The sequence below is a fragment of the Sporosarcina sp. ZBG7A genome (genome assembly GCF_000813425.1).
GTDB lineage: Bacteria > Bacillota > Bacilli > Bacillales_A > Planococcaceae > Sporosarcina.
Window position 1 is genome coordinate 35,551 of record NZ_JWIB01000015.1, and the last position, 14,376, is coordinate 49,926.

Annotated in this window: 14 protein-coding genes; 4 read left to right on the forward strand and 10 right to left on the reverse strand. The window is 42.0% G+C overall.

Translation table 11 applies throughout. From position 1 onward, the window contains the following. Positions 1 to 3 precede the first annotated feature (3 nt). Both RL70_RS06570 and RL70_RS06575 read right to left on the reverse strand, forming a co-directional pair. Positions 4 to 462, reverse strand: coding sequence for a membrane lipoprotein lipid attachment site-containing protein (locus RL70_RS06570; RefSeq protein WP_039042621.1), 459 nt, complete (start codon positions 460 to 462; stop codon positions 4 to 6). Between the two features lie 128 nt (positions 463 to 590). Continuing rightward, a complete protein-coding gene (locus RL70_RS06575) occupies positions 591 to 1,688 on the reverse strand; it encodes an acyltransferase (RefSeq protein WP_039042622.1) in 1,098 nt (365 codons plus the stop codon). A gap of 591 nt (positions 1,689 to 2,279) precedes the next feature. On the opposite strand from RL70_RS06575, the gene RL70_RS06580 reads away from it, so the two are divergent. Next, positions 2,280 to 3,140 carry a 5'-methylthioadenosine/S-adenosylhomocysteine nucleosidase gene (locus RL70_RS06580; RefSeq protein WP_039042623.1) on the forward strand — a complete coding sequence of 287 codons (861 nt, stop codon included), beginning with the start codon at positions 2,280 to 2,282 and terminating at the stop codon, positions 3,138 to 3,140. Between the two features lie 48 nt (positions 3,141 to 3,188). Here RL70_RS06580 and RL70_RS06585 read toward each other — a convergent pair whose 3' ends face one another. The 4 genes from RL70_RS06585 to RL70_RS06600 all read right to left on the reverse strand — a co-directional run bounded on the left by RL70_RS06585 (position 3,189) and on the right by RL70_RS06600 (position 8,206). After that, the gene (locus RL70_RS06585; RefSeq protein WP_039042624.1) at positions 3,189 to 3,905 is read right to left on the reverse strand and encodes a 3-ketoacyl-ACP reductase; all 717 of its coding nucleotides are present in this window, start codon (positions 3,903 to 3,905) and stop codon (positions 3,189 to 3,191) included. Positions 3,906 to 4,236: 331 nt separating this feature from the next. Further along, on the reverse strand, positions 4,237 to 5,754 hold the full coding sequence (gene opuFB / locus RL70_RS06590) for an osmoprotectant update ABC transporter permease/substrate-binding subunit OpuFB (RefSeq protein ID WP_039042625.1): 1,518 nt from the start codon (positions 5,752 to 5,754) through the stop codon (positions 4,237 to 4,239). Next, complete coding sequence (locus RL70_RS06595) at positions 5,751 to 6,701, reverse strand: ABC transporter ATP-binding protein (protein ID WP_039042626.1); 951 nt, start codon at positions 6,699 to 6,701, stop codon at positions 5,751 to 5,753. The genes opuFB and RL70_RS06595 overlap by 4 nt, the downstream gene beginning before the upstream one ends. A 140-nt stretch (positions 6,702 to 6,841) precedes the next feature. Continuing rightward, a complete protein-coding gene (locus RL70_RS06600; protein WP_156137932.1) occupies positions 6,842 to 8,206 on the reverse strand; it encodes a sodium:alanine symporter family protein in 1,365 nt (454 codons plus the stop codon). Between the two features lie 402 nt (positions 8,207 to 8,608). On the opposite strand from RL70_RS06600, the gene RL70_RS06605 reads away from it, so the two are divergent. Continuing rightward, positions 8,609 to 9,574, forward strand: coding sequence for a c-type cytochrome (locus tag RL70_RS06605; RefSeq protein WP_039042628.1), 966 nt, complete (start codon positions 8,609 to 8,611; stop codon positions 9,572 to 9,574). Between the two features lie 160 nt (positions 9,575 to 9,734). Then, complete coding sequence (locus RL70_RS06610) at positions 9,735 to 10,721, forward strand: c-type cytochrome (RefSeq protein WP_039042629.1); 987 nt, start codon at positions 9,735 to 9,737, stop codon at positions 10,719 to 10,721. 60 nt (positions 10,722 to 10,781) lie between these two features. On the opposite strand, the gene RL70_RS06615 is transcribed toward RL70_RS06610, so the two are convergent. From RL70_RS06615 to RL70_RS06630, 4 genes are all read right to left on the reverse strand, one after another. Then, positions 10,782 to 11,975, reverse strand: a complete 1,194-nt coding sequence (locus RL70_RS06615) for a DHHA1 domain-containing protein (RefSeq protein ID WP_156137933.1) — start codon at positions 11,973 to 11,975, stop codon at positions 10,782 to 10,784. An 86-nt stretch (positions 11,976 to 12,061) separates the two neighbouring features. Next, the gene (locus RL70_RS06620) at positions 12,062 to 12,970 is read right to left on the reverse strand and encodes an EamA family transporter (RefSeq protein WP_197054089.1); all 909 of its coding nucleotides are present in this window, start codon (positions 12,968 to 12,970) and stop codon (positions 12,062 to 12,064) included. A gap of 135 nt (positions 12,971 to 13,105) precedes the next feature. Continuing rightward, the gene (locus tag RL70_RS06625) at positions 13,106 to 13,348 is read right to left on the reverse strand and encodes a hypothetical protein (protein WP_039042631.1); all 243 of its coding nucleotides are present in this window, start codon (positions 13,346 to 13,348) and stop codon (positions 13,106 to 13,108) included. A gap of 21 nt (positions 13,349 to 13,369) precedes the next feature. Continuing rightward, positions 13,370 to 13,675: a DUF3243 family protein gene (locus RL70_RS06630; protein WP_039042632.1), complete on the reverse strand. Its 306-nt coding sequence runs from the start codon at positions 13,673 to 13,675 to the stop codon at positions 13,370 to 13,372. A gap of 154 nt (positions 13,676 to 13,829) precedes the next feature. Between RL70_RS06630 and RL70_RS06635 the strand changes: the two genes are divergently transcribed. After that, the gene (locus RL70_RS06635) at positions 13,830 to 14,333 is read left to right on the forward strand and encodes a general stress protein (RefSeq protein WP_039042633.1); all 504 of its coding nucleotides are present in this window, start codon (positions 13,830 to 13,832) and stop codon (positions 14,331 to 14,333) included. The last annotated feature ends 43 nt before the right edge of the window (positions 14,334 to 14,376 follow it).

Consider the following 14,376-nt stretch of genomic DNA (forward strand, 5'->3'; position numbering starts at 1 on the left):
GAATTATTTCTGGTCTATAAACACAGCGCGCATTTTTGGAACGTCTTGTTCGTCGGTATCCGTATAGCTTCCATATACCGTCACTGTGGTACCGTTAGGAATCTCCGTACGTTCACCTAAGCGGATGTCGTCCACCCATAGAACATCTTCGGTAGAATCGGTAACATCTTTCTTTAATCCGAATCGACCATCTTCAACGGCAAAAACAGTCCCTTTGAAAGTGACTTTCGTGTTAGCAGGAACGTCTCCCTTTGCAATATCTTCGTACTCGACTTCAGTAGAATCAGCTTTCAATCCTTCTTCTAATCCAACTTGATCATCTGCTGTTTCAGAACCCGCTTGTTCTTGCGATTCCGTAGCTGCTGATTTTTTATCAGTATCTGAAGCGTTCTCAGACTTGTCATCATTATTGCATGCAGCGAGCATTAAACCTGCTACTAGTAAAATGAATGCTTTTTTCATTTTCATCGCCTCCCTTGTTTATGATAATCAATTCTGTGTAAAAAGAAAACTGAAGACTCATGTCCGTCCTCAAAAAAAACCTGCGAAGAGCAAATCTTCACAGGGGTTGAGTTGTTATGCTTCCTTCGCTAATCTTTAATTTGCCAGAATAACTTTGCGTTCTTCGGCAATTTCCCGAATATGAAGCTGGCAAAAGGTACGAAACGATGGAAAAACCAGATGATGAGATAACAGAGAATGACCGTAATCGTATACTGCAAAACGATTGTTATATGAAATGATAGTGGTGTACCACGCGTCGGTAAGTACTTCATCACTTGGAACAAAACGAGTGGATGCATGAGGTAGAAGCCGAACGAATAGTACGCAATGCTGCGCATCCGGTGAACGGATTTTTGACTCGACCAACGCACTAAATACTCTGCAAAGTAGAAGAAGAACAAGCTACCGATCACTTTGAACAAAATCCCAATCATTTTGTAATAACTATCATCAATTGGCAGTCGATCAAAATACGTATTGCGATATCGGATGAACACATAGGTTAATCCGAAGAGAAGACCAGTGATTCCAGCAATCACCATCTTCTTTTTCGTCATCTTTTCAATAATGGTCTCGTAATGGACCCCTATCCAGGCACCTAGCATATACGAACCAATAAAGCTGAACATCAGAGGCACTGTTACATAGTCTGTGTTAATGGAAAACTGGAAATAGGCGTATTCTGCGAGAATCCCGAAAAGCCATAAGTACTTCCGGAAAAATGAGAATTTGCGGACCAGCATCATCAGTAAGGGGAACACTAAATAAAACTGCACAACAATGAATATGAAATAAAGCTGATATTTACTTTCCCCAAACAAAAGTCGGTGAATGATGTCAGACAACACAAGTGGACGATCCTGGTAATGCCACATTTCCACTTCGTAAATGAGTGACCAAACAATATAGGGAATGAGAATATACGTCACACGTTTTTTCCAATAGGAGAAAAGCACATCCTTAGTAAAAGGACGGTCTCGATACATATAGAAAAACACAATTCCCATAATCATGACGAACATTCCGCCCTCAACGCGAACAATATTATTCAGAAAAAAATAAAATGTGTTCTGAATTGAAGGGGCCGGAAACAGGTGCCGGTATTGAGCTGTAGTATGTACAAGCACAACAAATAGCATTGCAAAAAATCGCACATAGTATATGGAAGCGATTTCTTTTTTCATCGAAAATCATTCCTTTACCGGCTTATAGTATGAACCAACTGTCAGTATACCGTAAAAATAGATCGAATTGCAAAAAAGGCCAAGTTCAGAAAGGACAGTTGCAATAGGAATTCGCCTATCGGTATTCGTTCTCCGTAGTAATAAATAAACTAAACTCATGCTCAATAAAAATAGGAAAGTAATCAACCAGTCTAATGTATCGTGAGTCAGATATTTGAGGAGCATCACTGGGGAGTAAATGATGATTAAAAGAACAAGATAAACAGATACTTTCTTGGACTTGTATATCACTTCCATATGTTCAGTTTCTCTAAATGGAAATTTCTATAGTTCCTAATGATACGTGATTCATTGCTCAAAAGAAAGGCGATCCAAGTAGTTTGTGATGAAAGTAGCAGGAACAGATAACCCCTCAGAAGAATTAAGTCTTCAGTCTTTCTTTATATTAAGATAGGAAAAAATAACCGAAAACATTAATTCTATCGAATATAGTTGCACTCCGATATATTGTATTGTAATCTACAAACACGAACTATTTTATATACTTTCATTGAAAACGTTCGTATAAAAGGTGACGGAGGCTATTTTATTATGAGTAATATTATGAAATTGAAAGTTTTTGCCGCAACACTTATTTGTGCACTAGTTCTAGCTGGCTGCTCAACTGCAACAGGGGAGACAAATGATTCGAAAGAGGACGAACAGAACGACGTGCAACCAATCGCAGTCCAAGGTGCTATGGATGTTGAAATTTCCGCACTTCTCGATGAAATGAAAGACTACAAAGAAGAGCAACATGGAAACTACACATTCTACACCGGTATGATTGCTGATACGCCTGTCGTTGTCTCAAGAACAGAAGTTGGTATGGTGCATGCCGCGGCTTCGACAACGGTATTGATCGAGAAATATAATCCGAAGGCAATTATCAACCAGGGAACGGCAGGGGGACATGATCCAGACCTTCATGTATTTGATACGGTGATTGGGACTGAAGTGATGAATATCGGGAATATGCGTACGGAACATTTAGATGACGAGCAGGGTATGAAACCTGATGAATGGCTTTTCATGTCGACAGGGATGAGAGAAGATGGAGAAGAGGTCGAATACGAATCCTTTGAAAGCGACCCTGAGCTTGTAAAGATTGCGTTAAGTGTAGCGGATCAATACAAATATGGTGAAGTAGTGGAAGGGAAAGTCGGTAGTGCAGATTTCTGGAACAGAGAAATAGATCGAATTCAATGGTTCCATGAGAATGCAGGTACGAGTGTTGAAGAAATGGAAGCCGCTTCCGTCGCTCAAGTTGCTAAAGGATTCAATGTACCGTATTTATCAGTACGTACAGTTTCGAATTCGGAAGTCTCTGATGATAATATAGAAGACTTGGAGACGGCAGGACAATATGGAGCAGAATATTCGGTTGAAATTGTAAAAGCAATGAGCAAGTGAGTAGTTAGTTGAAAAAAAGGACCCGGAATGGGTCCTTTTTTACGTCAATTATGGATTCGTAGACCAGAGTCCTGCAGATTTCAATAACACACGCGGGTGTAGTTTTAACTGTGCAACCATGACATCTGCTAAATCTTCTGGTTGCATTACTTTTTCCGGGTTACCATCTGTTAATTTTTCGTCAATTGCCAAGTCGGTTGCGACGGTGCTTGGTGTGAGCGCACTCACACGGATATTGTGCTTACGAACTTCGAGCATAAGTGACTCAGTAAGCCCAAGTACTCCGAACTTAGATGCGCTATATGCGCTTGTAACTGGAGCTCCTTTTTGACCGGCAGTGGATGAGATATTAATGATGTCTCCGGATTGTCTTTCAATCATTTCAGGCAAAACGGCTCTCGTCGTATAGTAAACGCCCATTAAATTGACATCGATGATATTTTTAAATTCTTCAGGAGATAGTTCCATGAATTTGCCGAACTTCCCAATTCCAGCGTTATTCACAAGAATATCAATCGGCCCAAGTTCAGTTTTAATATGTTGAACGGCAGCTGTGATGGATTCCTGATCAGATACATCCGCTGAAGCGATCGCAATGTTCACGCCGTATTGACGTAACTCTTCGGCTACTTTTTCCAAGTTAGCTACGGTCTTTCCGATTAGTCCTACGTGGATACCTTCTTTTGCAAATGCTATTGCGGTAGCGCGCCCGATTCCTCGACCTGCACCAGTGATAATGGCATTCTTATCTGTAATGGGTTGCATGGATTTGCTCCTTTTCAACTGGATTTCTAACTTATTGAAGTATAGCAAATGAGAGGGGCCCATACTAAGAATACAGCTTGGCTGGAGTGCCATCATCGGCTAGCCTATCCTAAAACAAGCGAAGCGCATCCAATTAATCCCTTAATGAGGTTGAGTTGTGTCCCGATATCGAGAAACTTCGCTAAGTGTCCGAGAAATTTTGATGTGTGATGGAGGAATGCCCAGAACTGTTGAAGAAAACACTCAGAATGTCGGACATTCCCTACGATGTGTCGGACAACACATAAAAACCCCGGTTCACGCAAAAAAGGCTGCCGTAGCAGCCTTTTCTTCACTTCAACAATCCAGCGTTCATAAGAAACTCACGTGCCACATCCTCAGCGTTTTCTCCGCCTGAGTTTACACGGAAGTTCATGTCACGCATTTCATCGTCCGTCACTTTTCCTGCAAGCTTATTCAATACATCTTCTAACTCAGGATATTTCTTGAGTGTCTTTTTCAACAAGAGAGGTGCCCCTTGATAGGGTGGGAACAGTTCCTGATCATCTTCGAGCACGGTCATTTCGTACTCTTTCAATTCACTGTCCGTTGAATAGGCATCCATTAAGTTGATGTCGCCTGTTTCAATTGCTTGGTACCGTAATTTAGGTTCCATCGTTTTCACAGAAGGGAAGTCCACGCCATATAATTTTTGAATGCCTTTGTACCCGTCTTCACGGTCGTTAAATTCAAGAGTGAATCCGGCTTTTACATTGGCTTCAACTGCAGACAAGTCTGAAATGGTCTTCACACCCGTCTGTTCCTCAAATTGCTTGGAAATCGCTAACGAATACGTATTGTTATACGACATTGGCGGTAACAGCGTCATATCGAACTGATCGGCAAGACCATCACGCGCCTGTTCGTACACTTCCTTGCGATCATTGCTGACAGCTTCATCTTTTAAAAACTCGGAAAGTGCTGTCCCTGTGAATTCCGGATACATGTCAATACTGCCTGACTTAAGTGCATTGAATACGAACGAAGTTTTGCCGAGACCTGGTTTCAGTTCGACAGTCAGGTCAGTTTCGTCTTCAATGAGGAGTTTGTACATGTTAATAAGGATTTCCGGTTCAGCACCGAGTTTGGCACCGATTACTAACTGCTTATTCGAACGCCCGGACAAAAATGGGAACACGATAACGAGCAAGCTAATAATGAAAAATACAATGAGAGCGGTAGCAGCCCGTTTGAATGAAAGACCTTCAAATTTCTTAAGCAAAAAGTCGAATGCGAGCGCTAGAAGTGCTGCAGGAATAGCTCCTAATACAATAAGGGAAGGATTGTTACGGTCAATCCCCAGAAGGATTAGATCCCCTAGACCACCCGCTCCGATGAGTGCAGCAAGCGTAGCTGTTCCGACAATAAGCACCATCGACGTACGGATACCCGCCATAATGACAGGCATTGCAAGAGGAAGTTCAACTTTGGTCAATCGTTTCCACGTCGTCATCCCCATTGCAGTGGCAGCCTCTATTAATGAAGGATCAACTTCTTTGATACCCGTATACGTGTTGCGCAAAATTGGCAACAACGCGTATGCAACGAGCGCGATAATGGCAGGTACTTTCCCGATACCGAGTAACGGGATTAGTAATCCAAGCAAGGCGAGGGATGGAATAGTTTGCAACACCGCACTTGCCCCGATGACACTTTCCGCAATCCGTCGCTTGTTCGTTAGATAAATTCCAAGTGGAATGGCGATTAATACAGCAAAAACGAGCGCAATCAAGGAAATTTGTATATGTTCTAATAGCGCACTAGCCAATTCTCCCTTACGATCTTGAAAAACTTCAAAGAAATGACTCATGCTGTCCCCGTCCTTTCTTTCTCATGTGTTGCTAAAAAGGAGAGTAACGCTTCTCGGGACAACGTGCCGACAATGTCGCCCTTATCCTCGATAGAAACCACATCCGCTACTAGCAGTGCGTCCAATACAGTACTCCATCCAGCGTCAATTGCTAATGGCGGTGCGTCTAAATGAATCGATTCAGACGTGGGTTCCATATGATCTCGTATGACAAAAGGTTGAGTGCCGCCACTTCCGATAAATTCTTGTACAAAAGGTGTCGCAGGGGCAGCTGTAATTTCATCAGGCGTCCCGAGTTGTTCAATTTTCCCGTCCTTCATAATGCAGATACGATCCCCTAATTTCATCGCTTCCTGAATGTCATGCGTAACAAATACGATTGTCTTTTTTATCGTCCTCTGTAAATGCAACAAGTCATCTTGTAGCTTCAATCTACTGATGGGGTCGAGTGCACTGAATGGTTCATCCATCAAAACAATATCGGGATCTGCCGCAAGCGCCCGAACTACTCCAATTCTCTGTTGTTGTCCACCAGATAATTCACTAGGTTTACGTCCTCTGTATGTATCAGGATCTAACTCGACCATATTCAGCAATTCAGTAACCCGATTGTGGGTCCGGTCTTTTTTCCACTGTTTCAGTTCAGGCACAATCGATATATTCTCTTCAATGGTCATATGCGGAAACAATGCAATCTGCTGCAAGACATATCCGATTTGCCAGCGTAGTTCGTGAATCGTATAGTCACTAATCTTTTTATCGTGAATACGTATAGTCCCGTCCGACAAGGGAATAAGACGGTTAATCATTTTTAGTGTCGTGGTTTTTCCGCATCCACTCGGTCCGATCAGTACAAAAAATTCCCCTTCTGTAATTTCGAAGTTTACATCTTCCACGACGTTCGTTTTTCCATCGTATGACTTAGAGACACCTTTAAACTTTATCATCAACACCGCTCCTTGTTTTTTCACAAGCTCTCTTACTCTCGATTTGTTAGAAAGAGATCTATATACCTATATCCTTAACTGTCAAAAAAAAACCTCCATCGTACAGATATTTGTACGACTGGAGGAATGAATGTATTCTATTATTTTTTTCTTTCTATTGGATAGAGATTCGTAAAGTAATCATTTGTCACTTCACGGACTTTTCCACTTAAGAATAATACAGCGATCACGTTCGGTACGACGACAATCGCGAGTAGTAAGTCAAGGAACTTCCATACGAATTGTAATCCGCCAAGCGCTCCTATAACAATAGCGACGATATAAACCAAACGCATCACTTTTGAAAAACCAGTCCCAAATAAGAATTCTGCCTGCTTTTCTCCGTAGTAGATGATGACAACGACGGTCGTAATGACGAACAAGAAGAGGACGACTGAAATAATCACACCACCGATAGTTGCACCGAAAACAGTGCTATACGCTTCTGTCACCATTGAAGAGGCATTATCGGCATCGATGACTTTCCAAACACCTGTCGTTAATACTACCATTGCCGTCATGGTACAAACGATGAGCGTATCTACAATGACTTCAAATACTCCCCAAAATCCTTGCTTTGCTGGATGATTATTCACCGCAGCAGCGTGTGCAATCGGTGCCGTTCCAATTCCTGCTTCGTTCGAGTAGAGTCCGCGTGCCAATCCCCATCGAATAGCAGCGGCAACACCAGCACCTGCAAATCCACCTGCCGCAGATAACGGCTGAAATGCATATGTAAAAATAAGGCCAAATGCTGCGGGTACCTCTGTGATATTGAACGCGATCACAATGAGTGCGCTGACAATATATACGACAACCATGGAAGGGATAAGTCGCTCTGTCACACGCCCAATTGCTTTAATTCCTCCGAAGGAGACAAGTGCGACTAAAAGTGCAACAATAATTCCGGTAATGTACGGAGGTAATCCAAACGAACTTTCGATTGTAGTCGCGATCGAATTGGACTGAACCATCGTACTGGCAATAATTTCGATCATCAGTGCAAATGCGAAAAGATATGCAACTTTTTTCCAACCAAGTCCTTTTTTAATATAATACATCGGACCGCCTACATACTCACCAGCTTCGTTCTTTTCCCTGTACTTGATACCAAGAACGACTTCTGAATATTTCGTACCGATCCCGATTAACGCAACGAGCCACATCCAAAAAATTGCGCCTGGACCACCGAGGGCAATTGCAACAGGTACCCCGACAATATTTGCGGCACCCATCGTGGAAGCAAGTGCTGAGGTTGTCGCCTGAAAAGGCGTCAGCGTGCCGTCTCCAGAGCCTTTCGACAAAATTTTCCCGAAGGTCTGCCGAAGAATGTGTGGCATGTACTTGAATTGAAAGAACCCAAGACGGATTGTTAGAAACAGTCCTCCGCCAATCAGCAGTATAATAATTGGTGCGCCCCATAAAAAATTTGAAACAACTTCTACCCATTTTGTAAACGTATTCAAATGTGCCATCCCCTTTTGAGTGCTTGAAACCGTGCGTAGAAGTTTCAGGTTGTACATGCTGAACAAATAGTGAATTCCGAATTGCCAATCGGTTTAAGTACTATACTAGAGAAACAATAAAAGAGTTGTCAATCATTTTTATATAACGGAATATACTGTCTATTTTTTGTTGCATTAATAAATAATTATTATACAAAAAGCGAGGGTAGCTAAATTTATTTAAATAATGTTCAGGGATTACGTTTAGGAGAGATTATAAAGGGGAGAGTATTGTGCTTTTTAAAAATACAAAAAGATACAAGTTTGCGAAATTCATTGAGTAAAAGTTTTATAAAAAAAGGGAAGAGGTAGAGCTGTGCTTGAAGCGTTTCAAGTACAAACAACTAGATAGGAGGAGTACATATGAAAAACAAATCCACAGTTCTGCTAAGTGTGTTAGCAGTTGTAGGAATCATACTCATTTTTGTACTAGCGAACGAGTTGAAAGATAGTAAGGTCAAGCAACAAGAAATTGCAGATGGAAATATAGAAGCTGTGTTGGATGACATCGATATTGCCCACAATCCACCTTCTATAGATGATGTACCTGATGGACCAGAAGGGGATGCGATTAAAAGAGGTTACGCACTTATGATGGACACGTCAAATGAACTACGGAAAAAAGCAGAAACCAGTGATGGAGAAGAAGTAATGAGTCAACTTGCTTGTACAAGTTGTCATGCTGGCGCTGGATTAGATGAGGGTGTTTCTTCCTTGGTAGGTGTGACTACAAAATATCCTGCGTATCGTTCCCGGAATGATAAAATCGCAACGATAGAAGATCGCATCAATGGATGTATGGTTCGTAGTATGAATTATGCAGAGTTCGAAGATGGTGATGAGGATTTGTCGGCAATGGTTGCTTACTTAAGCTATATCTCCGAAGGGATTCCGCAAGGCGCTGACTTACCTTGGCTTGGAAAAAACGAAGTAGATGAAGTTCCAATTCCAAATGTCGACAAAGGAAATTCTATCTTTCAGCAGTCATGTATCGCATGTCATGCGACAGATGGAGCAGGTTCCGGGCCTACAACTGGTCCCGCACTATGGGGAGAAGGCTCTTTCAATGATGGTGCTGGTATGGGAAGAATGTCGAAAATGACAGGCTTTGTCCAAAAGAATATGCCAAAAACAGATCCTGGCTCTCTTACACCCCAAGAAGCAGCGGACGTTTCGGCATTCATCTTATCCCAAGAACGACCGGAATTTGAGAACAGTGATGAAGACTGGCCGGACGGTGATGGGCCTAAAGATATTATGAATAAAGAAAAGCAACAACAAGTTAAAGAAGGCTCGATTGATTGGGAAAAGGTGTTAGGACATAAGTGATTAAGGACATCCATAGGGGATACCCATGGATGTTCTTTGCGTCGCGTGAAAATTCATAAATAACTAAGGGAATTCCCTATTTCAATCCAATTTACTTTAATTCCATATCATAATAGAATGTCGTTTGATACAATAGTCACAAACGAAGGAGGAATTAAAAATGAGAAAAACCTCTACTTTGGTACTAACTGTATTAGTGGCTATTTTTGCACTTACCATCGTCCTTATGTCTTTCCAATTAAAAACGAACAAAGCAGCAGAAAATGAAGGTGTTGCAGATGTATCTGCAACTGAATCCGGTTCCGATAATACTGCAGGTGGTGAAATTCAACATAATCCGCCTTCAATGGATGACGTTCCAGACGACGAGCTTGGTGATGCAATCAAGCGCGGATACGACCTTGTAAACGATACTTCTACTGTATTGCGAAATGAAGCTCCCACTGCAGAAGACGGTGAGAAACTGGTAAACGAATTATCATGTACTAGTTGTCACGCAGGTGCTGGTTTGGACAGTGAAGTCTCTTCATTAGTAGGAATGTCAGCAGTGTATCCGATGTATATCGGACGTTCTGGTAAAATTGTTTCATTAGAGGATCGTATCAATGGATGTATGGTTCGAAGCATGAATGGTACAAAGTTTGAAAGCAATGATCCTGATTTAAAAGCTATGGTTGCGTATATGACTTATATTTCTGAAGGAATTCCAGTAGGGGCAGAGTTGCCTTGGCGTCACCAGAATAGTGTAGACGACATGCCAATTCCAAGTGTTGCAGATGGAGAAAAAGTATATCAGCAATCGTGTGCAACATGTCACGCAGGTGATGGAAGTGGAACTGGTTCTAACACGGGTCCTGCATTATGGGGAGATGGCTCCTTTAATGATGGTGCTGGAATTGCGCGCCTAACTAAAATGGCAGGCTACGTGCACAACAATATGCCAGTTGGAAATCCAGGAAGTCTTTCTGATCAGGAAGTTGCTGACGTTTCAGCGTTCATCCTATCCCAAGACCGTCCTGAGTTTGGAAATCATGAAGGAGATTGGCCAAATGGCGGACGTCCAAGCGACTCGATGACAAAAGAGCGTCGCGATGAAATCAAGGCTGGCACAATTGACTGGGAAGCAGTTATTGGTAAGAAAGAATAAATGGAAACCCCCAACAACGCAATTAATGCGATGGTTGGGGGTTTTGGGTTGTATTTGTTATTATACGTGAACGGGAATGGAGCGCTCGAGCAACTCTGATAGGTCTTCGGCAGGCATGGTTCGTGCACCGCCTCCCTGAACTGATGACGCAGAGCCTCCTCCTTTACCTTCTATTGCAGGAAGTACGATGGATGAAACCGTACTCATATCCGGCGTGAGCGAATTTGTACGCGATGCCACGAATTGCAACTTCTCGCCATCATCCGAAACGAGTAAAACAATTGCCTGTTCACGAAGAGCAAGTGTTTTGCGAGCAAGCTTTTGCAATTCTTGCATGGAACGATCTTTGTATGTTTGTCGAATGACAATAGTTTTTCGTTCTGCAAGAGATGCCGCTTCTACTTCAAGCAATTGTTCGTTCGCGGCTTCTAATTGCTTTTCTAACGTATGTTGCGCATCGAGCAGTTTTTGTGTGGCATCAGCTGCTTGGTCCAATGGAGCGCTCAGTAGACGTGCAACGTCTGAAAGTTCGTCATGAACTGTACCGAGCTGATGGAGGACCCGCCCTCCGCACACAAAGTGGATGCGTGTATTCTTTTTCTGCTTTTCAGTGGAGAGGACCTTTAACGATCCGATTTGTCCGGTGGAGCTAGGGTGTGTACCTCCACATCCGTTTGTATCGAAGTCCGGAATGATTACGAGACGAATTTCTTCATCGACACTGATTTGTTTGCGAAGTGAATATGCTGACAGTTCTTCTTGCGTCACCCATTTCTGCTCAATCGGTCGATTTTCAAGGATAATTGTATTGGCCAGTTTTTCAGCCGCACGCAGTTCATCAGAAGAGACCTGATCAGTGGCGAGATCGATGGTCACGAATTCTCGTCCAAGGTGAAAACTGACGGTAGGGTAGTCAAAAAGTTCAACAAAAGCAGCAGTCAGTACATGTTGACCAGTATGCTGTTGCATATGATCAAACCTGCGATCCCAGTCAATTTCAGCAGAAACCGTTCCTCCGGTGACTAAGGGAGTTTCCAAATAATGTCTAATTTCTCCGTCGACTTCTTCTACGTCCACAACTGTAATGTCTGCAATATGTCCTGTGTCATGAGGTTGTCCGCCACCAGTAGGGTAAAATGCAGTATTCTCTAGCACTGCGAACGGTCGTCCTTTTTCATCGACAGCGTGCTGTGTCACCACTGTTGTGAAGCTGGTACGGTAAGGCTCTTGATAATATAAGCGGTCTTGCAACATCGAAAAACTCCTCTCTAGATTGTCTCATTTTCTATGTATTCATTGTACGGGGTTGCTGTCTTATATGCAAAAACGTCTGAACTGCATTAGAGCAGTTCAGACGTTTTTGGGGGGAGACGTTTAAGTCGTCTCTGTGCAAGTGACGGTAAAGTCATCCCGAATAATATTATTAAAATCCCAATGATTTGTATGAACGTAATATGTTCACCAACTAATACAACAGAGGCGGTCATAGCGACCGGAAGCTCCATAGCACTAAGAATGGACGTCATTGCGGTACCCACTTTAGGAACTGCGATGGAGAAGAGATAGATGGGAATTATAATTCCGAATAAGCCAAGGACAAGTCCATATAATAAGAGGCTTGAAGTGAATAATTGTCCGGTCCAAACGATTTCGGGTGATTGGAAGAACAAGATCACAATTACTGCGAAGAAAGAAGTAAATAGTAGGCGAGTGGTTGTATCCATTCCTTCAATCGCTTTTTGGTTCGCCATCACGAATGAGGCAAAACTTGTTGCTGAAGCCAGCCCAAATGCCCAGCCTTGCCAAGGGATACCACTCAAATCGACATTTAAAATACCTGCTGCAAAAATCGTTCCAGTGAAAAGGAATACGAGTGAAATCACTTCTACCCTCTTCGGTAAACGTCGACTGGCTATACAGTCAAATAGCATGCCAATCCACGTAAATTGAAAGAGCATAACTACTGCCAGTGATGCAGGCATATACTCAACTGTTTTTCCATAAACAATCCCTGTTAAAGCGGTGAAAAATCCTGCAAGTATAAGTGTCCAGCCCCCACCAAAACGAGGACGCTTGTGTTGAATGATGATGTAAAGTAAAAGGGCGATTAAGAACCCTATGAAGAATTGGCTAGTAACAGCTTGAGAAGCCGAATAACCATCTTTAATGGCTAATTTGACAATAGATGAAAGAATTCCGTAACTGCTTGCCGCGACAATTACGAGAATGGGATATATCCAAAATTTCATAATGCATTTCCTCCTAAGCTAAATAGTATATCACGCTGATTACCATTTTGATACGTTAGGAAGTTAGACCTCTAATTATTGCCCGGGAAATGAAAAAAAGACACCCTCTGTTTAAGAAGGTGTCTACGGATAAAATTATCTACCCGCGTATTTTTCTTCACTGGATGATTGATCTTTGGATTTACGATGGTTTTCTTGCTTTTCTTCTTCCCATTCCATATTTGTGTCTTCAACAGGGACTGCATCTACCGTTTGCATATCTTCATGCATATCAAAAAGGGATTCTTTGTCAGTTTTAACGGCGTCAGGGTTATCCAAATAAGGTTGGATAACCTCTTTTCGATCTTCGGCAGTGAATGACTTTTTCTTGTCGTTCATGAATAGTCCTCCTTTTAGGAGTTACTCCGCTTTGACGAGTTTCAGCAAAAGACTGGACAGTGCTTTTTGCTCTTCCTTGTCGCCGACTTTCCAAAGTTCTTGAAGCACGTATTGTTCGCGGTTTTTCGGTTCTTCGTGTTTCGCCAAATACCCTGCGACATACTCTGTTGCCTTCGTCAGTTGTTCCTCACTGAGTCCCAACTTTTCACCTTTGCTTACTTTGTCGGAGAGATAATCTTTAAACGATGTAAAGTTTTTTAAGATATCTTCTTTCTTTTCACTGTCCAACTTATTTAGTTCACCTTCAACTTTGCCTTTAACGTCCATAGGAAGTGTCCACTCCTTTTATGTGATAGTAACAGTATTGACTAATCAGCAAAAAATAAACATTACAAAATAAGTGTTTCTAAAGATGTCTGTTTGGGGAATAGATACTTACACAAGGAGCGACCAATTATATGGGGAAGGAAGTGAATGAATTATGAAGCAAAAACGGTATGTGGGGACATTTCATTCAATTGATAATGTGTTAATTAAAATTACACAATTAAAATCGTTCGGTTACACAAAGGACGAAATCCTGGCAGTTTCCAATTTGGATGATAATGACAGGATGCTCGAAGATCAAACAGATATTGTGTTAGCGACAAGAGAACAAGACGGATTTTTAGGACGTATGAAATTCTTTTTTACAAATGATGAACCAGCTAAAGAAGCATTTGAGCAGCTTGGTTTTAATGAACAACAAACTAAGGCTTTTTACAATGAAGTCAAGGATGGCGGAGTAGCATTATTTGTTTTGGACGATCCAAAAACACCACGGCATCCGGATCTCTTTAGCGAAAATAGTAAAATCGACACCAATCGATCAGACAGTTCAAGCGAGATTTCAGAAAGTGGGGTTCCGCTTGAAAATGCAGGTGCAGATGCTGAAGTAGAAGAAAATGCTGGCCGATACCCACGTATCAATACAAATAATCTTTAATAGTAAAAACCGGCTTAAGGTGAGTCGGTTTTTTGTGTGGAAC

Bases quoted from the DNA above. Each gene is read 5' to 3' on its own strand.
- RL70_RS06570 (WP_039042621.1), bottom strand. From the start codon at position 462: ATGAAAAAAGCATTCATTTTACTAGTAGCAGGTTTAATGCTCGCTGCA.
- RL70_RS06575 (WP_039042622.1), bottom strand. From the start codon at position 1,688: ATGAAAAAAGAAATCGCTTCCATATACTATGTGCGATTTTTTGCAATG.
- RL70_RS06580 (WP_039042623.1), top strand. From the start codon at position 2,280: ATGAGTAATATTATGAAATTGAAAGTTTTTGCCGCAACACTTATTTGT.
- RL70_RS06585 (WP_039042624.1), bottom strand. From the start codon at position 3,905: ATGCAACCCATTACAGATAAGAATGCCATTATCACTGGTGCAGGTCGA.
- opuFB (WP_039042625.1), bottom strand. From the start codon at position 5,754: ATGAGTCATTTCTTTGAAGTTTTTCAAGATCGTAAGGGAGAATTGGCT.
- RL70_RS06595 (WP_039042626.1), bottom strand. From the start codon at position 6,701: ATGATAAAGTTTAAAGGTGTCTCTAAGTCATACGATGGAAAAACGAAC.
- RL70_RS06605 (WP_039042628.1), top strand. From the start codon at position 8,609: ATGAAAAACAAATCCACAGTTCTGCTAAGTGTGTTAGCAGTTGTAGGA.
- RL70_RS06610 (WP_039042629.1), top strand. From the start codon at position 9,735: ATGAGAAAAACCTCTACTTTGGTACTAACTGTATTAGTGGCTATTTTT.
- RL70_RS06615 (WP_156137933.1), bottom strand. From the start codon at position 11,975: ATGTTGCAAGACCGCTTATATTATCAAGAGCCTTACCGTACCAGCTTC.
- RL70_RS06620 (WP_197054089.1), bottom strand. From the start codon at position 12,970: ATGAAATTTTGGATATATCCCATTCTCGTAATTGTCGCGGCAAGCAGT.
- RL70_RS06625 (WP_039042631.1), bottom strand. From the start codon at position 13,348: ATGAACGACAAGAAAAAGTCATTCACTGCCGAAGATCGAAAAGAGGTT.
- RL70_RS06630 (WP_039042632.1), bottom strand. From the start codon at position 13,675: ATGGACGTTAAAGGCAAAGTTGAAGGTGAACTAAATAAGTTGGACAGT.
- RL70_RS06635 (WP_039042633.1), top strand. From the start codon at position 13,830: ATGAAGCAAAAACGGTATGTGGGGACATTTCATTCAATTGATAATGTG.